Annotated in this window: 20 protein-coding genes; 11 read left to right on the top strand and 9 right to left on the bottom strand. The window is 73.5% G+C overall.

Features of this window, described 5'->3' with window-relative positions; translation table 11 throughout:
• Nucleotides 1–20: 20 nt before the first annotated feature.
• Entirely contained in the window at nucleotides 21–2,588 is a 2,568-nt protein-coding gene (locus KDN32_RS10660) for an Ig-like domain-containing protein (RefSeq protein WP_211731941.1), read from the bottom strand.
• Nucleotides 2,589–2,752: 164 nt separating this feature from the next.
• Here KDN32_RS10660 and KDN32_RS10655 point away from each other — a divergent pair, with 164 nt between their 5' ends.
• From KDN32_RS10655 to KDN32_RS10645, 3 genes are all read left to right on the top strand, one after another.
• Nucleotides 2,753–3,643, top strand: coding sequence for a phosphotransferase (locus tag KDN32_RS10655; RefSeq protein ID WP_211731940.1), 891 nt, complete (start codon nucleotides 2,753–2,755; stop codon nucleotides 3,641–3,643).
• 220 nt (nucleotides 3,644–3,863) lie between these two features.
• Complete coding sequence (gene rpsA / locus KDN32_RS10650) at nucleotides 3,864–5,345, top strand: 30S ribosomal protein S1 (protein WP_211731939.1); 1,482 nt, start codon at nucleotides 3,864–3,866, stop codon at nucleotides 5,343–5,345.
• 110 nt (nucleotides 5,346–5,455) lie between these two features.
• Nucleotides 5,456–6,298 carry a patatin-like phospholipase family protein gene (locus KDN32_RS10645; RefSeq protein WP_211731938.1) on the top strand — a complete coding sequence of 281 codons (843 nt, stop codon included), beginning with the start codon at nucleotides 5,456–5,458 and terminating at the stop codon, nucleotides 6,296–6,298.
• 6 nt (nucleotides 6,299–6,304) lie between these two features.
• Here the strand turns inward: KDN32_RS10645 and KDN32_RS22870 are convergent, their stop codons facing one another.
• Genes KDN32_RS22870 through KDN32_RS22365 form a run of 4 tightly spaced genes read right to left on the bottom strand, consistent with a single transcriptional unit; the run spans nucleotide 6,305 to nucleotide 10,062 of the window.
• The gene (locus KDN32_RS22870; RefSeq protein WP_283093377.1) at nucleotides 6,305–7,321 is read right to left on the bottom strand and encodes a hypothetical protein; all 1,017 of its coding nucleotides are present in this window, start codon (nucleotides 7,319–7,321) and stop codon (nucleotides 6,305–6,307) included.
• A complete protein-coding gene (locus KDN32_RS10635) occupies nucleotides 7,297–8,511 on the bottom strand; it encodes an aryl-sulfate sulfotransferase (RefSeq protein WP_211731937.1) in 1,215 nt (404 codons plus the stop codon). Before KDN32_RS10635 ends, KDN32_RS22870 begins: the two co-directional genes overlap by 25 nt.
• A gap of 53 nt (nucleotides 8,512–8,564) precedes the next feature.
• Entirely contained in the window at nucleotides 8,565–9,866 is a 1,302-nt protein-coding gene (locus KDN32_RS10630) for a class I adenylate-forming enzyme family protein (RefSeq protein WP_211731936.1), read from the bottom strand.
• A gap of 37 nt (nucleotides 9,867–9,903) precedes the next feature.
• Nucleotides 9,904–10,062: a hypothetical protein gene (locus tag KDN32_RS22365; protein ID WP_249217027.1), complete on the bottom strand. Its 159-nt coding sequence runs from the start codon at nucleotides 10,060–10,062 to the stop codon at nucleotides 9,904–9,906.
• Between the two features lie 93 nt (nucleotides 10,063–10,155).
• Here KDN32_RS22365 and KDN32_RS10625 point away from each other — a divergent pair, with 93 nt between their 5' ends.
• Both KDN32_RS10625 and KDN32_RS10620 read left to right on the top strand, forming a co-directional pair.
• The gene (locus KDN32_RS10625; protein WP_307853941.1) at nucleotides 10,156–11,106 is read left to right on the top strand and encodes a GlxA family transcriptional regulator; all 951 of its coding nucleotides are present in this window, start codon (nucleotides 10,156–10,158) and stop codon (nucleotides 11,104–11,106) included.
• 31 nt (nucleotides 11,107–11,137) lie between these two features.
• A complete protein-coding gene (locus KDN32_RS10620) occupies nucleotides 11,138–12,415 on the top strand; it encodes an aspartate aminotransferase type Ic (RefSeq protein WP_211731935.1) in 1,278 nt (425 codons plus the stop codon).
• Between the two features lie 7 nt (nucleotides 12,416–12,422).
• On the opposite strand, the gene KDN32_RS10615 is transcribed toward KDN32_RS10620, so the two are convergent.
• Entirely contained in the window at nucleotides 12,423–14,294 is a 1,872-nt protein-coding gene (locus KDN32_RS10615) for an ABC transporter ATP-binding protein (RefSeq protein ID WP_211731934.1), read from the bottom strand.
• 88 nt (nucleotides 14,295–14,382) lie between these two features.
• Between KDN32_RS10615 and KDN32_RS10610 the strand changes: the two genes are divergently transcribed.
• From KDN32_RS10610 to KDN32_RS10600, 3 genes are read left to right on the top strand one after another with little or no spacing between them, the layout of a single operon-like run.
• Nucleotides 14,383–14,805: a MarR family winged helix-turn-helix transcriptional regulator gene (locus tag KDN32_RS10610; RefSeq protein ID WP_307853940.1), complete on the top strand. Its 423-nt coding sequence runs from the start codon at nucleotides 14,383–14,385 to the stop codon at nucleotides 14,803–14,805.
• The gene (coaE, locus tag KDN32_RS10605; RefSeq protein WP_211731932.1) at nucleotides 14,802–15,398 is read left to right on the top strand and encodes a dephospho-CoA kinase; all 597 of its coding nucleotides are present in this window, start codon (nucleotides 14,802–14,804) and stop codon (nucleotides 15,396–15,398) included. The genes KDN32_RS10610 and coaE overlap by 4 nt, the downstream gene beginning before the upstream one ends.
• Nucleotides 15,399–15,439: 41 nt before the next feature.
• Nucleotides 15,440–16,765, top strand: coding sequence for a glycoside hydrolase family 3 N-terminal domain-containing protein (locus KDN32_RS10600; protein ID WP_307853938.1), 1,326 nt, complete (start codon nucleotides 15,440–15,442; stop codon nucleotides 16,763–16,765).
• 116 nt (nucleotides 16,766–16,881) lie between these two features.
• Here KDN32_RS10600 and KDN32_RS10595 read toward each other — a convergent pair whose 3' ends face one another.
• Both KDN32_RS10595 and KDN32_RS10590 read right to left on the bottom strand, forming a co-directional pair.
• Nucleotides 16,882–17,847, bottom strand: coding sequence for a sigma-70 family RNA polymerase sigma factor (locus KDN32_RS10595; RefSeq protein ID WP_211731931.1), 966 nt, complete (start codon nucleotides 17,845–17,847; stop codon nucleotides 16,882–16,884).
• A gap of 559 nt (nucleotides 17,848–18,406) precedes the next feature.
• A complete protein-coding gene (locus tag KDN32_RS10590; RefSeq protein ID WP_211731930.1) occupies nucleotides 18,407–19,711 on the bottom strand; it encodes a DNA polymerase IV in 1,305 nt (434 codons plus the stop codon).
• Nucleotides 19,712–19,869: 158 nt separating this feature from the next.
• Here KDN32_RS10590 and KDN32_RS10585 point away from each other — a divergent pair, with 158 nt between their 5' ends.
• Complete coding sequence (locus tag KDN32_RS10585; protein WP_211731929.1) at nucleotides 19,870–20,877, top strand: DUF4192 domain-containing protein; 1,008 nt, start codon at nucleotides 19,870–19,872, stop codon at nucleotides 20,875–20,877.
• 54 nt (nucleotides 20,878–20,931) lie between these two features.
• Nucleotides 20,932–22,395, top strand: a complete 1,464-nt coding sequence (locus KDN32_RS10580; protein ID WP_211731928.1) for a glutamate-cysteine ligase family protein — start codon at nucleotides 20,932–20,934, stop codon at nucleotides 22,393–22,395.
• 3 nt (nucleotides 22,396–22,398) lie between these two features.
• Here the strand turns inward: KDN32_RS10580 and KDN32_RS10575 are convergent, their stop codons facing one another.
• Nucleotides 22,399–22,851 carry a hypothetical protein gene (locus KDN32_RS10575; protein WP_211731927.1) on the bottom strand — a complete coding sequence of 151 codons (453 nt, stop codon included), beginning with the start codon at nucleotides 22,849–22,851 and terminating at the stop codon, nucleotides 22,399–22,401.
• A 124-nt stretch (nucleotides 22,852–22,975) separates the two neighbouring features.
• Here KDN32_RS10575 and KDN32_RS10570 point away from each other — a divergent pair, with 124 nt between their 5' ends.
• Nucleotides 22,976–23,377 carry a universal stress protein gene (locus KDN32_RS10570; RefSeq protein WP_211731926.1) on the top strand — a complete coding sequence of 134 codons (402 nt, stop codon included), beginning with the start codon at nucleotides 22,976–22,978 and terminating at the stop codon, nucleotides 23,375–23,377.
• The last annotated feature ends 42 nt before the right edge of the window (nucleotides 23,378–23,419 follow it).

Genomic DNA, 23,419 nt, shown 5'->3' with positions numbered 1-23,419 from the left:
CACCTCTTCCCAGGGGTCGGTCAGCCCATGGAGCCCGGCAGCCGGTCGCTGCGACCGGTGCGTGCCATCGGGCGCCGCGGACCGGAGCGGACGTCGCTCGGGTTGGACCCCGCCCGGACCTCCTTGCCGTCGCTCACGCCGCCGCGGTCGGTGTCGCACGTGCTGGGGTCGGACTTCGCCTTGCCGAACCGCTTGTTGGCCTTGCCGGTCTTCTCGACCTTGTCCTTCAGGCCGTCGCGGTCGGTGTCCTTCTTGCGTGGGTTGGTGCGCGTCTTGCCGATCACGATCGTGCGGACGCCCTTCCCCTTGCCGCGCACCTGGACGCGCTGCTTGATCGTGTAGCCCTTGACCTCACGGCCGTCGGAGATCCCGTCGCGGTCGGTGTCCTTGCGCAGCGGGTTGGTCCGGACCCTGATCGACGAGCGGGCCTTGCGGCCGCACACCTCGAAGCGCTCGCGGATCCTCATGCCGTTGACCTCGCGACCGTCGGTGAGGCCGTCGCGGTCGGTGTCCTTGCGGAGCGGGTCGGTGCCGTGGGTGGTGACCTCTGCGCCGTCCGTGAGCCCGTCGCCGTCGGTGTCCGGGTTGCCGGGGTCGGTGCCGAGCGTGCCCTCCTGCTGGTCGTCGAGGCCGTCACCGTCGGTGTCGCCGCTGCCGTTTCCGTTGCCGTTGCCGGGTTGCGGACCGGGCGCCGCGACCACCGTGAAGGTCGTCGTGTCCGCCTCGCTGGTGTTGCCCGACGCATCGGTCTGCGTCGCGGTCACGGTGTGCTGCCCGAGCGCGAGCTCGCGGGCGGGCGTGCAGGCCCAGGTGCCGTCGCCGCCGACGACCGCCGTGCACAGGACGGTCCCGCCCTCGCTGACGGTGACCGTGGCCCCCGACTCACCGGTGCCGGTGATGCGCGGCGTGGTGTCCTGGAGGGACGCGCCGTCCGCCGGTGCGGTGATGACCGGTGCCGCCGGAGCAGTGGTGTCGCCGCCGCCGATGAACACGACGGTGAAGGTCGTCGAGGCGTCCGCCGAGTTGCCGGCCGCGTCCACGGCGGTCGCGGTGAAGGTGTGCTCCCCGAGGACCAGCGGGACCCCGCCGGTGCAGGACCACGCCCCGTCGCCGTCCGCGGTGGTGGTGCACACGGTGGTGCCCCCCTCCCGCACCGTGACGGCGGCTCCCGGCTCGGTCACGCCGGTGACGGTCGGGGTCGGGTCGGTGGTCGCCGAGCCGTCGGCCGGCATGAAGACGGTGACCGGCGGGGCAGTCGTGTCGACGGTGATCGTGGTGGAGTCGGCACCCGACGTGTTGCCGGCCGCGTCGGTGGCCGTCGCGGTGTAGGTGTCACGCCCGTCGGGCAGCGCGGTGGTGGGGGTGCAGCTCCACGCACCGTCGGCGTCGGCCTGGTCGGTGCAGACCTCCTCGCCGCCCGGCCCGCGGACCACGACCGTCGAGCCGGGCTCGGCGGTGCCGGAGAACCCGGGCGTCGCGTCGTTGGTCACGGTGCCGTCGGCCGGCGCGGTGATCACGGGTGCCGCAGGGGCGGTCGTGTCGTCGGCGCCGCACTCGACGCCTCCACCTGGCGCGGTCGCCTCGACGCTCATCGGGGCGACGGCGAGCGTCACGTCGGCGGCCGCGGGGGCGCCGGGCAGCAGGCCGAGCACGTCGAGGTCGATGCGCAGCAGCGCGTCGAGCGTGCCGCGTCCGGTGGCGCCGGACGAGGCGTTGGTCGGGGTGAAGGCAGTGATCGACAGGTCCGCGAGCGGCTCGAGGGCGGCCGGGAGGTCGATGCGCTGGGGCTGGCCGTTGAGCGGGATGGCGATCGGGGTGCCCCCGACGGTGGCGGTGATCGTCGGCGGGCTGACGAAGCCGGCGCTGCCGGTCGTGCCGTCGGAGCGGGCCTGGAGCACGACCGGGTTGGTCACGTCGACGGTCACCTGGCCACCGAGCAGGTCGATGGCGCCGACCGTGGTCGTGGTGCGCGCGACCACGTCGGACGTGGCCCCGCGGTCGACGAGCGCCGTCCGGCTCCGGGTCTGCGACGCCTGCACCTCGGCGAGCGTGCCGACGGGAGCGGGCAGGTCGACGAGGGTGACGCCGGCCAGGCTGGTCCGTGCGTCCGACAGCACCCGCTCGCCGCCGGTCGCGGGGACGCACGCGTCCGTGCCGGCCCACGCGGCCTGGACGTCGCCGGTGACCGCGCCGACGCCGGCGACGAGGTCGAGCGGCAGGTCGACGAGGCTGCGCTCCGGCGGGTCGCTGGACGGCGGCGCGGTCGCGCTCTCGCGGTCCGGCGTGATCGGGACGCCGCCGAACAGCAGCTGGGCGTCGAGGTTGGCCGAGGTGGCGTCGCTCGTGCCGCCGGAGGCGGTGCTGGCGACGGTGCTGCGGCTGTGACCGATCACCGCCCCGGCGAGCGACCCGGTCCCGAGGACCCGGGCGTCGAGGTCGACGATGTCGCCGTGCGCGGTGGCGCCGTAGGTGGCCGGCAACGGCGCGGCCGACGCCGCGGACTGGCCGAGCGTGACGAGAGCGGTCGGTGCGAGCAGCGCGAGGACGACCCCCGCCGCGGCTGACCGCCGTGGTGTGCGTGCGTGCATCTGCAGTTACCCCCTGGTTGGTGCCACGGGCTGCTCCACGTGTCGGCAACAGCCCGGTGACAAGGATGTCTTGACAGTCAACGAGAGATTCGCAGCAAGGTAACGGCCCGGATGGGTGTGGTCCTCGATCCGTCGATCTGGCAGGTCCGTGGCACCATCCCCGCGTGAGCGACCTCGACGGCGTGCTGGCCCCGCTGCCCGGCGGTCACTCGGGTCGCACGTTCGCCGCCCAGGTGGCGGGGGAGCGGGCGGTCGTCCGGATCTACCCGCCCGCGGACGACCGCGGCCACCGTCCGCCCGAGGTCGACGAGGCAGTCCTGCGCCTGGTGCGGGGCCTGGTCCCCGTAGCGGAGGTGCTCGAGGTCCGACGGGTGCTGCCGGGCACGGGCGTGCCCGGCCTGCTCGTCACCAGCCTGCTGCCGGGGGAGCGCGGCGACCTGGTCCTCCCGGGCCTCGGCGACCGCGCGGCCGGGCGCCTGGGCCGGGCGCTGGGCACCGTCGCGGGCACGCTCGCGGGGATGCCCTCGCTGCGTCCGGGCGTCTTCGTCGACGCCGACCTCGCGCTCGGCGCGCTGCCCGGAGACGGTCTCGTCGAGTGGGTGCGGACACGGCTCGGTGCGTGGTCCGAGCGCGACCGCGAGCAGCTCGAGGACGTCGCCGTACGGGCCCAGGACCTGCTGGACACGGTCGGTCGGGCCTGTCTGGTCCACGGCGACCTGAACCCGAAGAACGTGCTGGTCGAACCGGCGGGGCCCGACGTCAACGGCGTCGTGGACTGGGAGTTCGCACATGCCGGCCACCCGTGGACCGACGTGGGCAACCTGGTCCGGTTCGACCGGCGGCCGGACTACGTCGAGGGGGTGCTCGCGGCGTGGACGGACCTGCGCGGCGGGAGCGCGGACGACCTGCTCGAGGGGGCTCGTGCGGCGGACCTCTGGGCACTGGTGGACCTCGCGGCGCGAGCGGGGGAGAACCCGGTCGCCGACCGCGCGGAGGTCCTGCTCCGGGCCGTCGCCGAGACGGGCGACCTGCACGCGTGGCCGTTCGACCACTGAGCGTGGCACCCGGGGGCGCTCGGACGGGCCACGCCGGTTGGACGGGGGCCCGCGCGCACGCGTAGGCTTGCGAGTTGCGCCAGTCGTCTGCCCGGTTCCCGTACCGAGCGGACCCGGGCTCGCCGAGTCCCCCACGACGCCTCACGCGTCGGGAGGACCAGTGAAACAGACGGCTGCGTGCGTCCGCACGACTCCATCCATCCAAGGAACCTCCTTCCACATGACGAGCACCCTCTCCACTCTTCCGGACTACGACGCGCCCCAGGTGGCCGTCAACGACATCGGGTCCGAAGAGGACTTCCTCGCGGCGATCGACGCGACCATCAAGTACTTCAACGACGGCGACATCGTCGACGGCACCATCGTCAAGGTGGACCGCGACGAGGTCCTCCTCGACATCGGCTACAAGACCGAGGGCGTCATCCCCTCGCGCGAGCTGTCGATCAAGCACGACGTCGACCCCAACGAGGTCGTTTCCGTGGGCGACAAGGTCGAGGCCCTGGTCCTCCAGAAGGAGGACAAGGAGGGTCGCCTGATCCTGTCCAAGAAGCGCGCCCAGTACGAGCGCGCCTGGGGCACGATCGAGCAGGTCAAGGAGGAGGACGGCGTCGTCGAGGGCACCGTCATCGAGGTCGTCAAGGGCGGCCTCATCCTCGACATCGGCCTGCGCGGCTTCCTGCCGGCCTCCCTCGTGGAGATGCGTCGCGTCCGCGACCTGCAGCCCTACGTCGGCCAGACCCTCGAGGCCAAGATCATCGAGCTCGACAAGAACCGCAACAACGTGGTCCTGTCGCGCCGCGCCTGGCTGGAGCAGACCCAGTCCGAGGTCCGCCACGGCTTCCTGACCCAGCTCCAGAAGGGCCAGATCCGCAAGGGTGTCGTGTCCTCGATCGTCAACTTCGGTGCGTTCGTGGACCTCGGCGGCGTCGACGGCCTCGTCCACGTCTCCGAGCTGTCCTGGAAGCACATCGACCACCCGTCCGAGGTCGTCGCCGTGGGCGACGAGGTCACCGTCGAGGTCCTCGACGTGGACATGGACCGCGAGCGCGTCTCCCTGTCGCTGAAGGCGACCCAGGAGGACCCGTGGCAGCACTTCGCCCGCACCCACCAGATCGGCCAGATCGTCCCGGGCAAGGTCACCAAGCTGGTGCCCTTCGGTTCGTTCGTCCGCGTCGAGGAGGGCATCGAGGGCCTGGTGCACATCTCCGAGCTGGCCGAGCGCCACGTGGAGATCCCCGAGCAGGTCGTGCAGGTCAACGACGACGTCATGGTCAAGATCATCGACATCGACCTCGAGCGTCGCCGGATCTCGCTGTCGCTCAAGCAGGCCAACGAGACCGCCGCGGCCGCCGACGTGGAGGAGTTCGACCCGACCCTCTACGGCATGACCGCGACCTACGACGAGCAGGGCAACTACGTCTACCCCGAGGGCTTCGACCCCGAGACGGGCGAGTGGCTCGAGGGCTTCGAGGAGCAGCGTGCGGTCTGGGAGGACCAGTACGCCAAGGCGCACGCCCGCTGGGAGGCGCACGTCAAGCAGCAGGAGGAGGCCAAGCAGGCCGAGGTCGAGGCCGGCGAGGCCACCTCGTACTCCTCGGGCGGCGACGTCGCGGCCGAGACCGGTGGCGACACCGGCGGCTCGCTCGCCTCCGACGAGGCGCTGCAGGCGCTCCGCGAGAAGCTGACCGGCGGCCAGGCCTGATCGCCTGATCCGCTGATCGACCGCACGACACGACGGCCCGCCGGGACTCCCGGCGGGCCGTCGTCGTGCGCGGACCGGCGCTGTCAGGGCGTGTCCGCTAGAACTGCCCCATGACAGGCACAGGCACCTCGGCCCTCGTCCTCGGTGGCGGGGGCATCACCGGCATCGCGTGGGAGCTCGGGATCCTCACGGGGCTCGCCCGCGCGGGCGTCGACCTCACCGACACCGACGTCGTGGTCGGCACGTCGGCCGGCTCGGTCGTGGGCGCCCAGCTCGGGAGCGACTGGTCCCTGGAGGACCTCTACGCCGCGCAGCTCGAGCCCCCGGACGCCGAGCTCGGCGGGCGGATGTCACGGGTCGCGGCGCTGAAGCTCGTGCCGCCCTACGTCCTGCCCGGCACCGACCGGCAGAAGCTGGCCCGCGTCGGCCGGGTGGCGCGTGCCGCGCACGCACCCGGCAGCGTCGACCGTGAGGCGGTGATCCGTGCGCGGCTCCCCGCGCACGCCTGGCCGGACCGCGACCTCCGGATCACCGCGGTCGACGCCGTCAGCGGCGAGTTCACCGTCTTCACCCGGGGGTCGGGGGTCGACCTCGTCTCGGCGGTCGCAGCCAGCTGCGCCGTGCCCACGGTCTGGCCGCCGGTGGAGGTGGGCGGCCGGACGTACGTCGACGGCGGGATGCGGTCGACCGCCAACGTCGACGTCGCGGCCGGCGCCGCACGCGTCGTCGTGCTGGCACCCCTGCCGCGGTCGTTCAGCAGGCGGACCTCGATCCGCGCCCAGCTGGAGGGCATCGGGCCGCGGGCCTGGTCGGTCGTGACCCCCGACGCCGACGCGCTCACGGCGTTCGGGAAGAACCTGCTCGACCCGTCGCGCCGCACGGTCGCCGCCGAGGCCGGCCTGCGGCAGGCCGCAGACCACGTCGAGCGCCTGCGCGGCGTCTGGGAGGCCTGACGCCGCTCAGTCGCCCGCCCGGACCCGGACCCGGACGACGTCGCGGGAGTCGCCCACGGTCGCGACCAGGCGCAGTGCCCCCGGCCGCACCTGCGCCGACGGCGGCCACCGCAGCACGAGGCGCAGGCGCGCCGTCGAGCCGGGCGCGAGCCGCGCGGTCCGGAAGGTGCCGTTGCGCACGCGCGACGTGACGTCGTTGCCCCCGACCCACCAGCGCCCGGGGAGCCGGCCGCCGGCCCGCGCCGACACGAGCACCCGCCCACGGGCATCGCCGGCGTTGCGCACCCGGAACCGGACCACGGCTCGCGAACCCGCACGCGAGCGCACCGTGACGGTCTGCCTGCGTCCGCCGTAGGTGTCGCGCCCGGCCCACGGGCCCGACGGTCCGCGGGCGAGGAGGTCCGCCCGGGCGGTCCGCGCCGGTGTCGGCGTGGGCTGCGGGGTGGGCGTCGGGGTGTGTGTTGCCGTCGGGGTGGGGGAGGGGGTGCCCGGTGCCGCCGGCGTGACGACGTAGGTGATCGTGGTGGTCTCCGTGTTGCCCGCCCGGTCGGTCGCTCGGGCGACGAGGTCGTGCTCCCCGGGCTCGTCGGTGCTCGGGGGTGCGTCGGTCCCGCAGGCTGCCAGGTTGGAGCCGCCGGTGTCCACGCACGAGACCTCGACCGGGAGCTCGGCGCCCTGGGCGACCTCCTGGCCGTCGACGGGCGAGGTGACGGCGATGCGCGGCTCGATCGCGTCCGGCGCGTCGAGCTTGAAGGCGCGGTAGGAGAAGAACGAGCCGGCCGACACCGACCAGATCTCCTCACCGGAGCGGGTGACCTCGGTGGCGACGGGTGCCACCTGGCCCTGCGGCACCTGCGACTGCGACCAGCCCACCATCACGTTGCCGTCCGGGAGCGGCTGGGCGTTGCCGGCGAACGGCGCGTAGCGCCCCTCGGGCACGTGGCTCCAGACCAGACGTGCGGTCGGTGGTGCGGTGGTGGTGTCGAGCTCGTACTCGCTCACCCGGCTCTGCGGGCGCGCCACCCGCGGACCGGAGGGATCGCCGGGCGCGGGGCACATGTCGGCGGTCTGCGGCGCGATCGGCCCGACTCGTCGCGGCGTGCGCCGTTGTCGAAGACCATGAGGTGCCCGTCGGGCAGCAGGGTCGCGGCGTGCTGCGCGCACGGACCGCCGTAGGGGTCGTCGACGAAGGTGAAGTCGTTGCGGTTCCCTCCGAAGCGCCAGAGGACGTCGCCGGCGTCGCGGCCCGGACCGTCGCTGCCGGCGATCAGCATGACCTGGCTCAGGTTGCGGAAGGACGCCAGCACGTCGCCGCCGGGCAGCAGCTGGAGGGAGTTGATGTGGGCGTAGTCCGCCGCCGAGCGGTCGACCAGGCCCTCCGCGGGGTCCACGTGGTCCTTGCTGTTCCAGCTCCACGTGGCCTCGCCAGCGGCGTCCTGGAGCTCGATGACGGCGTCGGTGAGGACGGTGCCGTCGCGGGTGACGGGCCAGTAGCCCATCAGCAGGGCCCCGCCGTCGGGCAGCAGCACCGAGTCGTGGAAGTCGGTGGTGTCGGCCGGGGCGGTCGTGAGCTGGTGCGACCGGAGCTCGTGGAACTGCTCGTCGAGCTCGGCGATGCGCCAGCCGCCGCCTGGGGCAGGGAGCGCCGCGGAGTAGCGGGTCGGGTCGGCGGCTGACTGCTTGAGGTCGCTGATCTGCTCCGCCACCGCTCGGACCGGCACCCCCCACTCGTCGACGACGGCGGTGTAGTTGCCGCCGAGGAACGAGCCGAGGGTGAGCGCCACCTCGCCCGCAGCCAGGTCCGAGTGGGGCCCGGAGGCGGTGAGCCGGGGGAAGCCCGGCGGGAGCACGATCCACGACTGGTTGGACGTGCCGGCGGAGTCGGCGATCTGGACGTTGACCTCGTCGCCGCTCGCGAGTCCCGCGAGCACCAGCGGGTCGCCGCTCGTGGCCGGGCGGCCGTTGACGACGATCCTCGCGTCGGGGTCGCTCGACGTCGCCGTCACCCGCACCTCCGGGGTCGCCGACCCCGTGCGGAGGGCATAGCGCTCGACGGTCGCGGCGTACGCGGGCCAGGTCTCGGCCGCCGGGTCGGAGACGACGCCGACCACGACGTCGTGGACGGGGGCAGGCGCCGCCGCGGACCGCCCGGGGTCGACCGCGAGGAGGGCGAGCGAGGCGGAGATGAGGGCGAGGACCACGAGACGGGACATCCACCGACCCTATGCGGGTACCGGCCCGCGCGGGCCCGAAGCCGACGCGAACGTCACGGCGCGGGGTCGACGGCGCCGCCCAGGAGCAGGTCCGCCAGGCGGTCGCGCCGCACCTTCCCGGTCGGGGTGAGCGGCAGCTCCGCGACCGGCAGGTAGTCCTTGGGTCGCTTCGCCGGCGCCAGCACCTCGCGTGCGTGGGCGCGCAGCGTCTCGGGCTCCACGTCCCCGACCACGGCCGCCACCACCCGCTGGCCCCAGTCGGGGTCCGGCGCCCCGAGCACGGCGACGTCCCGGACCCCCGGCACCTCCCGCAGCGCGTTCTCCACCTCGAGCGGGTAGACGTTGACGCCGCCGGAGATGATCAGGTCGGTGCGACGGCCGTCGAGGAAGAGGTAGCCGTCGTCGTCGATGCGTCCGACGTCGCCGACCGTGAAGGCCGGCCCGTCCGGGGTGTCGCGCCAGGCGGCCGCGGTCTGCTCGGGCGCACCGAGGTAGGTGAAGCGGGCGTGGTCGGGCACGGCGCACCAGATGTGGCCGTCGGCGTCGACGGAGAGCGTCCGGCCGGGTCGTGCGCGTCCGACGGTGCCCGGGCGGCGCTGCCAGTCCTCGGAGCGGCACGCGGTGAACTGGCCCTCGGTCGAGCCGTAGAACTCCCAGGTGGAGCCCGACGGGAACAGCTCGACGAGCCGCTCCTTGATCGCCGGTGGGCACGGCGCCCCGGCGTGCGCGACGAGGCGGAACGAGGTCAGGTCGGGGACGCCGACGTCGTCCCAGTGGGCGAGGAGCCGTTGGAGGTGGGTCGGGACGCAGAACATCGTGGTCGGCCGCTCGTCGCGGATCGCGGCGGTGACCCGGGCGGGGTCGAACTTCCCGGGGACGACGAGGCGACCGCCGGCGAGCAGCGTCCCGGTCGCGAAGCGCAGCGGCGCGGAGTGGTGCAGCGGGCTCAGCACCAGGTTGACGTCGTCGGCGCAGAAGCCCCAGAGCTCCCTCTCCTCGGCGACCAGGGCTGCCGCCTGGTCGTCGGGGAGGAGCCCGGAGAAGACCCCCTTGGGGGTCCCGGTGGTGCCGCTCGTGCAGTGGATCGGCCGCCCGCGCGGCACGGCCCTGGTCCGGTCGGTGCGGCCGGCCAGCAGGTCCTCGACCTGCTCGGCCCGGTCGACGACGAGGTCGGGGGCGATCGGTGCGAGGATGCGACGTCGCTCGGCCCCGGTGAGGGCGGGGTCCAGCGGGACCGGGAAGATCCCGTCGGCGAGCAGCGCGAGAACGAGGTCGACGTAGGCCGTCGAGCCGGGCACGAGCAGCGCGACGCGCGACCCGGGTCCGAGGGCGTCCGCGGTGCTCGTCGCTGCCATGGCGGCATTGTGCCGCGCCAGGGGCAGCGTCGAGCGGTCAGGCGCGGGGGACGAGGTGGCGGCGCTCCTCGACCGGCCCGAGCTCGTCGCGCGGGTGGGCGGAGACGGAGGGGCCGCCGAAGCGGTCGTGGCGGGCGTACCCGACGAGGAGCGGGACGAGGGCGGCGAGGACCAGGAGGGCGAGGATCGTGTTCATGGCAGTAATTCTCCGCTCGCACGAGTCCTGCCACGAGTGGCAGGAACGACAGGATCCGTTGACTTCCTGCCACGTGTCGGCGACGCTGGTCGGGTGAAGAAGGTCGCCGTCGTCGTCCAGGAGCAGCCCGAGCCGTTCGGTCTCGGGGCGCTGTGCGAGGTGTGGGCCGAGCCCTACCACCCCGAGGACGACAACCCGGTCTTCGACTTCCGGGTGGTCACGCCGCGACCGGGCCGGCTGCGCACCCGCGCGGGCTTCGACCTCGTGGTCGAGCACGGCCTCGACGAGGCCGCCGACGCCGACCTGGTCTGCCTGGCCCCCAAGAGCGACCACCGGGGGACCTCGCCCGAGGTCTCCGAGCTCCTGCGGGCCACCCACGCACGCGGCGCGATGCTCTTCGCGCACTGCTCGGCCACCTTCATGCTCGGCGAGGCCGGCCTGCTCGAGGGCCGTCGCTGCACCACCCACTGGCGCTACGCCGCCGAGCTCGCCGCCACGTTCCCCGGCGCGATCGTCGACCCCGACGTGCTCTACGTCCAGGACGGCACCGTGGTCACCGGTGCGGGCTCGGCCGCCGCGCTCGACGCCGCGCTCCACGTGATGCGCCAGCACTTCGGTGCCCGCGTCGCGGCCACGACGGCGCGGCGGATGGTCGTCCCGCCCCACCGCGACGGCGGACAGGCGCAGTTCATCGAGCGCCCGGTGCCGGTGTGCGAGTCCGAGGCGCTCGCCCCGCTGCTGGCGTGGATCAGCGCCCACCTCGCCGACGAGCTCGACGTCGAGACGCTGGCGCGCCAGGTGCACATGTCGGCGCGCACCTTCGCGCGCCGGTTCAAGGAGGAGACCGGCACCACGCCGTACTCCTGGATCCTCGGCGAGCGGGTGCGCGCGGCCCAGGAGCTGCTGGAGCAGACCGACCACTCCATCGACTGGGTGGCCGGCGAGGTGGGCTTCGGCAACGCCGCGACGCTGCGCCACCACTTCGGGCGCTCGCGCGGCGTCAGCCCGCAGGAGTACCGGCGCAGCTTCAAGACGCCCGCCTGACCCGGTCGCGGACCTCGGTAGCCTTGGGGTCGTGAACGCGACCCCGCTGGCCGACCTGTCCGCCGACGACCTCGCCGCGCTCCTCGAGGAGCAGCGCGCAGCCTACGAGGAGCTGAAGGGCAAGGGCCTCAAGCTCGACCTCACGCGCGGGAAGCCCTCGGCCCAGCAGCTCGACCTCGCCGAGGACCTGCTGCGCCTGCCCACGACCCACCTGGACTCCCGGGGGGTCGACGTCCGCAACTACGGCGGGCTGGAGGGCCTGGCCGACCTCCGCGAGATGTTCGCCGAGCTGCTCTGGGTCGAGCCCGAGCAGCTCGTCGCCGGCGGCAGCTCGAGCCTGACGATGATGCGCGACTGCCTGTTCTACCTGATGCTCTTCGGCGGCGTGGACTCCGAGCGCCCGTGGGGCCGTGAGGAGAAGGTGCGCTTCGTCTGCCCCGTCCCCGGCTACGACCGGCACTTCACGCTGCTGGAGAGCCTCGGCATCGAGATGGTGACGGTGCCGATGGGTGACGACGGGCCGGACGCCGAGGCCGTCGCGGCGCTGGTCGCCGACGACGCGAGCATCAAGGGCATGTGGGTGGTGCCCACCTACGCCAACCCGACCGGTGCCGTGGTCAGCCAGGAGGTGGCGGCGCGGCTCGCGTCGATGCCGACGGCGGCGCCCGACTTCAAGATCTTCTGGGACAACGCGTACGCGCTGCACCACCTCACCGAGGACGAGGCCAAGAGCGCCGACGTGCTCACCCTCGCGTCCGCGGCCGGACACCCGCACCGCCCGATCATGTTCGCCTCGACGTCGAAGATCACCTTCGCCGGCGCCGGCGTGGCCTTCCTGGCCGCGTCCACCGACAACGTCGCGTGGTACCTCCGCCACCTCGGCAACGGCTCGATCGGGCCCGACAAGGTCAACCACCTGCGCCACGTCGAGTTCTTCGGCTCGCCGCAGGGCGTGCGCGACCACATGGCCCGGCACCGCGAGATCATCGCGCCCAAGTTCGCCGAGGTCGACCGCGTCCTCTCCGAGCGCCTCGGCGGTCGTGACGTGGCGACCTGGAACACCCCGGCCGGCGGCTACTTCGTCAACCTCGACGTGGTGCCCGGCACGGCCTCGCGCGTGGTCGAGCTGGCCAAGGCGGTCGGCGTCGCGCTGACGCCCGCCGGGTCGTCGTACCCCTACAAGCAGGACCCGGACGACACCAACATCCGCCTCGCGCCGACGATGCCGCCCGTCGCCGAGGTCACCGCGGCCATGGAGGTCGTGGCGACCTGCGTGCTGCTCGCGGCTGCCGAGAAGGCGTCCGCCTGACGCAGGCTCAGGCCGCGATCCGGTCCCCGGTGAGCCCTCCGCGGACCAGGGCGGCGTAGCGCCCGCCGAGGAGCAGCAGGTCCTCGTGGGTGCCGAGCTCGACGACTCGGCCCTGGCTGAGCACGGCGATCTGGTCGGCGTCGCGGACCGTCGAGAGCCGGTGGGCGATCGTGATCGTCGTACGGCTGCGGGTGACGTCGTCGAGCGTGGCGAGGATCGAGCGCTCGGTCTCGTTGTCGAGTGCGCTGGTGGCCTCGTCGAGCACCAGCACGGCGGGATCGCGCAACAACGTCCGCGCGATGGCCAGTCGCTGCTGCTCGCCGCCGGAGAAGCGGTGGCCGCGGGAGCCGACGATGGTGTCGTAGCCGTCGGGCAGCGATGCGATCAGGTCGTGGATCCGAGCCTCCCGCGCGGCCTGCTCGATCTGGGCGTCGGTGGCCTCGGGGCGGGCGTGACGGAGGTTCTCGCGGACCGAGGCGTGCACCAGGTAGGTCTCCTGGGTGACCACGCCGACGAGCTCGGCCACGTCTGACGAGGGGAGGTCGCGGACGTCGACCCCGTCGATGCTCACGCTGCCGTCGGTGACGTCGTGGAGACGGGGGACCAGCGAGGCGAGCGTGGACTTGCCGCTGCCGGTCTCGCCGACCAGGGCGAGCGTGGTGCCCGCCGGGACGTGGAGGTCGATGCCGGTCAGCACCGGCCGGTCGGGGTCGTACGCGAAGCCGACGTGGTCGAAGCGCACCTCGCCGCGGGCGTCGGCGCGGTCGAGGTGGGTGGGGGACCGGGGCTCGGCGATCTCGACCGGGAGGTCGGCGTACTCGAAGATCCGGCTGAACAGCGCCATCGACGCGGTGAGGTCGACGCCGACGTTGAGCAGGCCCATGAGCGGGCGGAACAGGCTGCCCTGCAGCGCGATGAACGCCACCAGCGTGCCGATCGTCATCCCTCCCGACGTGGCGGGGAAGCCGGCGGCGAGGTAGATCGCGGCCGGTACGGCGGCGAAGACGATGGTCATCGTGGCCATCCGCCAGCGACCCGCCAGCTGCGAGCGGATCTCGAGGCCGACCAGGTCGGCCGAGGTGTCCTCGAACCTCGCGGTGAGCCGGGGCGAGGCGCCGAGGGTCTTGGTGAGCAGCACGCCGCTCACGGAGAGGCCCTCCTCGATCTGGACGTGCAGGTCGGCCAGGCGGCGCTGGCGCTCGCCGGTGACCCGGTGCCGCATCCGCGCGACCTGCCGGGTGAGCAGGACGGCCGGCGGGAGCACGACGAGGGAGATGAGCGCGAGGCGCCAGCTCAGTGCGACCATCGCGACCGCTGTGCCGATCACGACGGTGAGGTTCGCGGCGATCGACGTGGCGGTCTGGGTGACGACGCCCTGCATGCTGCCGATGTCGTTGACCAGGCGCGACTGCACCTCGCCCCCTCGGGTGCGGGTGAAAAAGCCGAGCGACTGCTGCTGCAGGTGCGCGAACAGGTCGCTGCGCAGGCGGTGCATGACCCTCTGGCCGACCGAGGTGGACAACAAGGTCTGCACGACGCCGATCACGGCGGTCGCGACGGCGACGCCGACCATGGCGCCGACCAGCAGCAGGAGCAGGCGTACGTCCTGGCGCGGCAGCGCGTCGTCGATGACGTGGCGGACCAGGAACGGCTGCGCCAGTCCGACGACCGAGCTCAGCACGATGAGGGCGACGACGACCGCGAGGGTGGCCTTGTGGGGCGTGAACAGGCGCGCGACACGGCGCAGGGAGACGGGGGAGTCCGCGAGCTGGCGGAGGTCGGCGGGGTCACGACGACCGACTCGCGAGCCGCGCGGGCCGCGAGCCTCACGGGCCTCGGCCGGCGGGGAGGACGGGGTGGAGCGTGCGTGGTCAGCCATGCGACCAGCTCCTCTCTCTGGGAGACCGGGATAACGTGAGGTAACCTCACTATGAGGTAGCAACCCGATGCAGGCAGGACGTATTCCCGTGGGGCGAGAGACCCAGACCGGAGACCTGGTGATGGCCGCCGCGCGCCGCGTCCGGCGGGCCCACCTCGACGCGCTCGCGCGGTGGCAGGTGACGCCGTCCCAGTCGCGCGCGTTGCGGGTGCTCGCGTCGCGGCCGGACGGCATGCGTCCCTCCGCGCTCGCCGACGACCTGCACATCGCGCCCCGCTCGGCCACGGAGGTCGTCGACGCCCTCGAGGAGCGTGGCTGGGTGGACCGGGCGCCCGATCCGACGGACCGACGGGCGACCACGCTGACCCTCACCGACACCGGGCGCGCGCTGGTGGCGCAGATCGACGACGTACGCCGTGATGCGTCCGAGCGGGTCCTCGACGTGCTCACCCCCACCCAGCGTCGTACGCTCCACGAGATCCTGACCGTCGTCGTGGGGGAGGACCAGTGACCGTACGGGTCGGCCTGACCGGGGGCATCGCCTCCGGCAAGAGCACCGTCTCGCGGATGCTCGCCGAGCTGGGAGCCGTCGTGATCGACGCCGACGTGCTGGCACGTGAGGTCGTGGCCCGCGGCACGCCCGGGCTGGCGGCGGTGGTCGAGGAGTTCGGCCCCGAGGTGCTGACGCACGAGGGCGACCTCGACCGGCCGGCGATGGGCCGGCTGGTCTTCGGCGATCCCGGGGCTCGCAAGCGGCTCGAGGCGATCATCCACCCGCTCGTCCACCAGCGGGGTGCCGAGCTCGAGGCGGAGGCGCCCCCGGACGCGGTGGTCGTCCACGACATCCCGCTGCTCGCGGAGGGCGACCGGGCCGCGTCCTTCGACGAGGTGGTCGTCGTCGACGTCCCGACCGAGGTCCAGGTCGAGCGGATGGTGCGCGACCGGGACTGGACCCGCGAGGAGGCGGAGGCGCGGATCGCCGCCCAGGCCGGACGCGAGCAGCGGCTCGCGATCGCCACCCGGGTGTTGGACAACACCGGCACGCAGGAGGACCTGCGTCGCGCGGTGGAGGAGCTCCACGCCGACCTGGTCGCGGGCGCCTGACGTTTCCTCGTCGTCAGGGTCCGGCCGGTAACCTCCCGGGCGTGCTCTCGCTCCGACCCCGCCTGGCCGTGATCGCGACCGGACTGCTGCTGGTCAGCGGGTGCGCGAGCCTCGGCGCCGACCCGGCGGAGCCCCCCGCGACCTCGTCCGCCTCGTCGTCCGGCTCGTCGTCCGGCTCGTCGACGCCGTCCGAGCCGGCGCCCTCGGCGTCCCCGACGGTCGACGCCGACACCCCCACCTCCTGGGGACCGACGGTGGGCGAGCTCGAGCAGGCGCAGGAGATGGTGGCGGGCTGGAGCGACGAGCGGCTCGCCGGCCAGGTGATCGTCGGACGCTTCCACGGCACCGACCCGGCGGTGCCCGCGCAGATGGTGCGCGACCTGCACCTCGCCGGCATCTCGATCACGGCCGACAACGTCACGGACGGCGACCAGGTGCGGGCGATGACCTCCGCGATCGCCGAGGCGTCGGCCGCCGACGGCCGTGACTTCCCGCCGGTCATCGGCGTCGACCAGGAGGGCGGCTACGTCTCCCACCTGCGCGGCATCGCCACCGACTTCCCGCACTTCCAGTCCGCGGGCCTCGCGATCCAGGCCGACGCCCGGCTCGGCCGACGGGTGACCCGCGCGGCCGCACTGACCACCGGTCTCGAGCTGCGCAGCCTCGGCTTCACCTGGGTGTTCGCGCCGGTCGCCGACGTCACCATCGGCGCCGCCGACCCCACCATTGGAGCCCGGTCGCCGTCGATGGACCCGCAGGTCGCGGCGCAGGCGGTCGGCGCGGCGATCAAGGGCTACGACGACGCCGGCGTGGTCTCGACCGTCAAGCACTTCCCCGGTCACGGCACCGCCACGACCGACAGCCACGACACCCTCCCGGTGGTGGGCTCGACGCTCGCCGAGATCCAGGAGCACGACCTGCCGCCCTTCGAGTCGGCGATCAAGCACGCGGCGCCGGCGGTCATGCTCAGCCACCTCGACCTGACCAGCATCGCCCCCGACGTCCCCGCCAGCATGGCGCCGGAGGTCTACTCGATGCTCCGTGACGACCTCGGCTTCGAGGGCGTCACCATCACCGACTCCCTCGGCATGGGCGCCGTCGCGGGCCGGCCCTACCCCGCGCTGCAGGCGCTGGAGGCCGGCGCGGACCTGCTGCTGATGCCCGTCGACAACGCCGCCACCCACCAGGTCGTCGTCGACGCGCTCCGCTCGGGCGACGTGTCCCGCGCCCGGGTCGAGGAGGCCGCGGCCCGCGTGGTGGCGGTGCAGATGTGGCAGGCGCGCCTGGCAGCACAACGGCCCGTGCCGGCCGACGTGGTCGACCGGGCACGGGCCGCGAGCGCGGACCTGGAGTCCGCGGCGTACTGACCAGGCGGCGTACCGGTCAGGCTCTCGCTGAACATGTCAGGGCGTGCACGGCCTGACATGTTCAGCGATCCCCGGCTGACCGGGGATCGCTGAAAGGACCGGTACGCGCCCCCGGATCAGGCCGCGAGGTCGGGGTCGCCGGCGCGGCGGAGCTTCTGCAGCGCCTCCCGCTCGAGCTGGCGGACCCGCTCGGCGGAGATGCCGTGGCGGGCACCGATGTCGGCGAGCTTGTGCTGGCGTCCGTCGGCCAGGCCGTAGCGCGCCCGGACGATGTCGGCCGACCGCTCGTCGAGGATCCCGACGAGGTCCTCGAGGCGCTGACGGGCCTCCGCGTCGAGCACGTTCAGGTCGGGTCCGGGGGCGGTCTCCTGCGCCATCAGGTCACCGAGCGAGGTGTCGCCGTCCTCGTCGACAGGGGTGTCGAGCGAGACGTGGTCGCGACCCCAGCTCATCAGGTCGAGGACCCGGTCGAGGTCCATGCCGAGCTCGGTGGCGATCTCCTGCGGCTCCGGCTCGCGGCCGAGCTGGCGCTCCAGCGTGCGACGCGCGCTGCCGACCTGGTTGAGCTCCTCGACGACGTGGACGGGGAGCCGCACGACGCGCGCCTGCTGCGCGATGCCGCGGGTGATCGCCTGGCGCACCCACCACGTGGCGTAGGTGGAGAACTTGTAGCCCTTGGTGTAGTCGAACTTCTCGACCGCACGGATCAGGCCGGTGTTGCCCTCCTGGATGAGGTCGAGCATCGGCATCTGCGAGCGCCCGTACTTGCGGGCGATCGACACCACCAGGCGCAGGTTGGCCTCGATGAACCGGTCGACGGCGAGGCGCCCCTGCTCGGCGAGCCACTCGAGCTCCGCCTCGTTGGCGCTCATCGGCGCGCCGCCCTTGCGACGGCCGACGCGTCCGGTGTCGAGGAGGTGCTGGGCCATCAGGCCGGCCTCGATCGTCTTGGACAGCTCGACCTCGGTCTCGGCGTCGAGGAGCGGGGTGCGCGCGATCTCGTCCAGGTAGAGCCCGACGCTGTCGCGGCCCTCGATCTCGCGGGTCGTGGTGGTGCTGCGGTTGGCCTGTGCAGTGCTCATGCGGTCCTCCTGCGTCCTGTGCGACCACCCCGTGTCGCACGCCTGTTCCAACACCTGTGTTCGACGCGGTGTTCCCCGCCGATTGCCGGTGCCTTCACCTGCCTTGACGACTCAGGTACCCCGTGAGTTGCACGATCGACGAACTCTCAGGGACTTCTCAGGGGTTCCCGATCGGGTCCGTGCACCCGGACCGAACGTCCCGGCACCTGTGGAGGGCCGTCGCCCCGCTGTGGAGGACCGGACGACTTCTGTGGGCAACCCTGTGGGACCCCGGGTTTGTGCCGCCAGGCCCTTGTGCCGGCGGGGACGAGGGGCATAGAACTCTGCCTACCGACGCCGCTCCTGCGGGGTCGGGGATCGGATCGGACGGCACGAGTTCCACCCGGCGAGCGTGCTCGCCGCGCAGGCCCGGTGACGGGGCAGGCGGGGACGCGGTGCCCGGTCCGGTGGGCCGGACGTCACCACACCCGGCCGAATCGAGGGGCTCCCGGCGCTCATACCGCCGGGAGCCCTTCACCATGTCGGGCCCGTGCCGCGGGAGCGGTGGGCGGCCGCGACCTCAGTCCTCGGCGGGAGGCTCGACGCGATGCAGGGCGGGGTCGTCGCTGCGATAGCTGCGCACCGGCCCGGGCGGCGTGTGCGCAGTCTCGAAGCGGACGGTGACGACACCCGACCCCGACCCCCACACCCAGCCCGGGCCCATCTCGTCGTGGACGACGTCCGCGCCCGGTGGCCACAGCCGTCGCGGCGGCGCCGGCAGCTCGACCTCGACGTCCTCCTCGGAGTCGGTGTCCGTGCCGAACAGGTCCTCCTGCACCCAGTCGGCCAGCCCCGAGACGCCGACGCCGAGGAGGCGGACGCCGCCGGTCGTGTCGAGGTCGGCGAGCAGCGAGCGGGCGACGCGGGCGATCGTGGCGCCGTCGTCGGTCGGGCTGGACAGGGTGCTGGAGCGGCTGAGGGTGGTGAAGTCGTGCAGCCGGACCTTGATCGTCACGGTGCGCCCCGAGTGCCCGCCCTTGCGCATCCGGGCGCCGACGTCGCGCGCCTGGCGGGTCAGCAGCCCCTCCATCAGCCGCCGGTCGGTGAGGTCGGAGTCGTACGTGCCCTCGACGCTGATCGACTTCGCCTCGCGCTCGGCCACGACGGGGCGGTCGTCGCGCGCACGTGCGAGCTGCCACAGGCCGTGCCCCTGCGCCTTGCCGAGCAGCGCGACCAGCTCGTCCTCGCCGGTGCCCTCGAGCTCGGCGATGGTGTGGATCCCGGCACGCCTCAGGCGGTCGGCCGTGGCCGGCCCGACGCCCGGGATGACGCCCACCCGCATCGGCCGCAGGAGATCGAGCTCCGTCCCGGGAGCGACCACCGTCATGCCGTCGGGCTTGTCAAGCTCGCTGGCCACCTTGGCGAGGAACTTCGACGAGGCGATCCCGACCGTGGCGGTCAACCCCCCGGTCACCTCCTGCACGCGGCGGCGCAGCTCGGCCCCGACCTGAGTCACCGTGGCCACCTCGAGGTCCGACAGCCCGGCCGCCGCCAGGTCGACGAACGCCTCGTCCAGCGAGAGCGGCTCCACGAGCGGGGACAGCTCGCGCAGCACGTCCATGACCTGCCTGCTGGTCTCGCGGTAGGCGTGGAAGCGTCCGCTGAGGAACGCGGCGTGGGGGCACCGTGCCCGCGCCTCGCGACCCGACATCGCCGAGCCCACGCCGTAGCGCCTCGCCTCGTAGGAGGCCGTGGCGACGACGCCGCGTCCGCCCGTGCCGCCGACGATCACCGGCTTGCCGCGCAGCGACGGCTTGTCGCGCTGCTCGACGGCTGCGAAGAACGCGTCGAGGTCGACGTGGAGGATCGAGGCGGTGGCGCGCATCAGGCCGGGGACCCGAGGCCAGGGGTGGGGGAGTGCGACGTCACCGGACCAGTCTCCCAGTCCACCAACCATCCACAGGCGAGCCCCGCGGGCCTTCCTCCACAGGCCGGCGGACCGGGAGGCGTGGGAGGTCGGTGGGTGCGGGAAGCGTCCTCGTCATGACAACGAACCCCATCGCTCCCGAGCCGGGCAGGGTCCCGGTGCCCGACCCCGCGCGGCCTGCCACCCTGATGCGCGCTCGCACGCCCGCCGACCTCGTCGCCTTCGTCCCGCTCGCGCTCGGCTTCCAGCCCCAGCACTCGGTCGTCCTGGTCAGCGTCGGCGCGCCCGGCGGCCTGCACGCCCGCGTCGACCTCCCGCACGACCCCGACGACGTCGACGACGTCGTCGAGGCGCTGGTGCGGCCGGTGCGGCGCCACCGCGTCCGCGAGGTGGTCCTCGTGGTCTACGACGACGACACGACCGTCGCCGACGAGGCGGCCTGGGCGCTCCACGACGAGCTCACGGCCGAGGGCGTCACCGTCCACGAGGTGCTGCGGGTCCACGACTCGCACTGGTACGCGGTGCTGCCCGGGGCTCCCCTCGAGGCCTACCGCGGCGTGCCCTTCACCCTGACCGACCACCCGTTCACCGCCCAGGGGGTGCTCGACGGACGCGTCACCCACCCGAGCCGCGACGCGCTGCGCGCGACCATCGCGCCCGACCCGGAGGAGGCAGCACGGACGGCCGCCCGGATCCGCGACGCGGTCCCGCTCGCGCCCGGTGGGCTCGGCGCGCTGTGCCGCCGGCGGACCGCGGGGACCAGGTCGTTCACGACGGCGGAGCTGGCGCGGGTCGCGGTGACGGTCACCAGCGGTCCGCTCCGGGACGAGGCGTGGGTGTCGCTGACCCGTGAGCAGGCGCGGGCCGCGGTCGACCTGTGGTCCGACGCGGTGCGCCGGCTGCCGCTCGAGCACGTCGCGGGTCCCGCGGCGGTCCTCGCGTTCGCCGCGTGGCTGCTCGGCGACGGCGCCCTGGCGTGGTGCGCGGTCGACCGGAGCCGCGAGGGGTGCCCCGACCACTCGCTGGCCGGGCTCGTCGCCCACGTCCTCGACGGAGCCGTGAGCCCCGACGCGTGGGAGGGCCTGCGTCCGGTGCTGGGTGGTTCGGGGGACCCCGCGGCGTGAGACGCCGCCGCGCGGGCGTTCCCGCCGCCCCGTGCGCCTGACTAGGGTGCGCCCATGGGAGAAGAAGTCGATCAGCAGGAGTTCAGCCGGGCTGACCGGACGCGCCACCGCGAGAAGATCCGTCGCAACCTCGACGTCTTCGCCCGGATGCTGCGCGAGTCGCGCTTCGACACCGACGACCCGATGACCGGGCTCGAGATGGAGCTCAACCTCATCGACGACGCCGGCGACCCGGCGCTGAAGAACGCCGAGGTGCTCGAGGCGCTCGCCGACCCCGACTTCCAGACCGAGCTCGGCCAGTTCAACATCGAGGTCAACCTCGCGCCCGCCAAGCTGCGCGAGGGCGGGCTCTCCACCTTCGAGGACAGCCTGCGGCGCTCGCTCAACAACGCGGAGGAGAAGGCCGCCGAGGTCGGGGCGCACCAGGTGATGATCGGGATCCTCCCGACCCTGGCCGAGGGCCACATGAGCGTCTCCGCGCTGAGCGCGAACCCGCGCTACAAGCTGCTGTCCGAGCAGATCCTCAACGCCCGCGGCGAGGACATCACGATCGCCATCTCCGGGCGCGAGCGGCTCACCGCCACCGCCGACTCGATCGTGCCCGAGGCGGCCTGCACCAGCACCCAGTTCCACGTGCAGACCTCGCCCGACCAGTTCGCCGCCTACTGGAACGCGGCGCAGGCGATCGCCGGGATCCAGGTGGCCGTCTCGGCCAACTCGCCCTTCCTGCTCGGCAAGGAGCTCTGGCGCGAGACGCGCATCCCGCTCTTCGAGCAGGCCACCGACACGCGCAGCGAGGAGCTCAAGGCGCAGGGCGTGCGCCCGCGCGTGTGGTTCGGGGAGCGGTGGATCACGTCGGTGTTCGACCTGTTCGAGGAGAACGTCCGCTACTTCCCGGCACTGCTGCCGGTCACCGACGAGGAGGACCCGCTCGAGGTCCTCGACGCGGGCGGCACCCCGCAGCTCCACGAGCTGCGCCTGCACAACGGGACCATCTACCGCTGGAACCGGCCCGTCTACGACATCGCAGGCGGCGTGCCGCACCTGCGGGTCGAGAACCGGCTGCTCGCCGCCGGACCGACGGTGGCCGACACGATCGCCAACGCAGCCCTGTGGTTCGGCCTGGTCCGCCACCTCGCGGAGAGCGAGCGCCCGCTCTGGTCGCAGATGTCGTTCTCGGCGGCCGAGGAGAACTTCCAGGTCGCCGCCCAGATGGGCGTCGACGCCCAGGTCTACTGGCCCGGCATCGGACAGGTACGGGCGACCGAGCTGGTGCTGCGCCGGCTGCTGCCGATGGCGCGTGCCGGCCTCGACTCCTACGGCGTGCCAGCGGAGGAGAGCGACCGCTACCTCGGCATCATCGAGCAGCGCTGCCTCAAGGAGACCAGCGGCGCCGCGTGGTTCGTCGGCCGGGTGCACGAGCGCGGGGGAGCCGACCGCTACGACACGCTCCGGGCGGCCCTCCTCGACTACCGCGAGCGGATGCACAGCAACCAGCCGGTCCACGAGTGGGACTGACCGTCATCCCGGGGCGCGCGGCCGCATCCGCTGCCACTCGCGCTGCACGCCGGAGACGGGGTCGAACCAGCCGCGGGGCGTGACGACGACCAGCCCGGCCGGGAGGCCCAGCGCCTGCGCCGCCCACGCCGTCGGCCCGAGCCACCGGAGGTCGTCGTCGTGCACGCTCAGCTCTCCGGGACGGGTCAGCCAGACGAGCGGCTCCCGGTGCAGCGCCCGCGCCCGGCGCAGCAGCGCGAGGGCGAGGTCGGCACGCAGGCCGGCGTCGTCCACGGGAACGGCACCCGCGGACCCGGGGCGGGGGTCCTGGTGGCGCACCGCGAGACCGGGGCGTCCGGCGTGGAGGACCGGCGCGAAGCGTCTGCCGGGTCGCGCGTCGACCAGCGCCAGCACGGCGGCGCGCAGCACCGCGTGGGTCTCGCGGTCGATCGGTGCGTGGACGGCACTGCGGAGCACCGTCCCACCCTGACGGACGGGAGGCGCCCCGGCGCGCCTGTCCACAGGCTGCCCAACCCACGAGGTTTCCGTTACGGTGCCAGCAGGCCAGCCACACGGGGCTGCGGCCGCGAGAGGAGACCCCATGGGCACCGTTGTCGTCGGATACGTCCCGAAGCCGGAGGGCGAGGCCGCCCTGGAAGCCGGCATCAGCGAGGCGAAGCTGCGCGGCGGCAAGCTGGTCGTGGTCAACTCCCACCGGGGCGGCCAGGAGTTCGACGGCGTCAAGGCCCGGGCCGCGGAGGACGACATGGCGACGATCCGCGAGAAGCTCGAGGCATCGGGCGTCGAGCACGACGTGCGCCAGCTGGTGCGCGGCTTCGAGCCCGCCGAGGACCTGATCAGCATCGCCGAGGCCAACGACGCCGAGCTGCTCGTCATCGGCCTGCGCCGCCGCTCGCCGGTCGGCAAGCTGATCCTGGGCAGCAACGCCCAGCGCGTGCTGCTCGACGCACCCTGCCCGGTCCTCGCCGTCAAGGCCCAGTGACCACCAGGGCGACGTGACCACCTCGCGGTGACGCCCACCCGG

It is taken from the genome of Nocardioides palaemonis, from assembly GCF_018275325.1.
In the GTDB taxonomy this organism is placed as follows: Bacteria; Actinomycetota; Actinomycetes; order Propionibacteriales; family Nocardioidaceae; genus Nocardioides; species Nocardioides palaemonis.
Note: the sequence above shows the minus strand (reverse complement) of the source record. Positions and strands in the feature narration are given on the sequence as shown.

Excerpts from the sequence above, each read along its gene's own strand:
- KDN32_RS10595 (WP_211731931.1), bottom strand. The coding sequence starts at position 17,847 with ATGAGCACTGCACAGGCCAACCGCAGCACCACCACGACCCGCGAGATC.
- KDN32_RS10615 (WP_211731934.1), bottom strand. The coding sequence starts at position 14,294 with ATGGCTGACCACGCACGCTCCACCCCGTCCTCCCCGCCGGCCGAGGCC.
- rpsA (WP_211731939.1), top strand. The coding sequence starts at position 3,864 with ATGACGAGCACCCTCTCCACTCTTCCGGACTACGACGCGCCCCAGGTG.
- KDN32_RS10630 (WP_211731936.1), bottom strand. The coding sequence starts at position 9,866 with ATGGCAGCGACGAGCACCGCGGACGCCCTCGGACCCGGGTCGCGCGTC.
- KDN32_RS10585 (WP_211731929.1), top strand. The coding sequence starts at position 19,870 with ATGACAACGAACCCCATCGCTCCCGAGCCGGGCAGGGTCCCGGTGCCC.
- KDN32_RS10660 (WP_211731941.1), bottom strand. The coding sequence starts at position 2,588 with ATGCACGCACGCACACCACGGCGGTCAGCCGCGGCGGGGGTCGTCCTC.
- KDN32_RS10580 (WP_211731928.1), top strand. The coding sequence starts at position 20,932 with ATGGGAGAAGAAGTCGATCAGCAGGAGTTCAGCCGGGCTGACCGGACG.
- KDN32_RS10590 (WP_211731930.1), bottom strand. The coding sequence starts at position 19,711 with ATGCGCGCCACCGCCTCGATCCTCCACGTCGACCTCGACGCGTTCTTC.
- KDN32_RS10645 (WP_211731938.1), top strand. The coding sequence starts at position 5,456 with ATGACAGGCACAGGCACCTCGGCCCTCGTCCTCGGTGGCGGGGGCATC.
- KDN32_RS10635 (WP_211731937.1), bottom strand. The coding sequence starts at position 8,511 with ATGTCCCGTCTCGTGGTCCTCGCCCTCATCTCCGCCTCGCTCGCCCTC.
- KDN32_RS22365 (WP_249217027.1), bottom strand. The coding sequence starts at position 10,062 with ATGAACACGATCCTCGCCCTCCTGGTCCTCGCCGCCCTCGTCCCGCTC.
- KDN32_RS10570 (WP_211731926.1), top strand. The coding sequence starts at position 22,976 with ATGGGCACCGTTGTCGTCGGATACGTCCCGAAGCCGGAGGGCGAGGCC.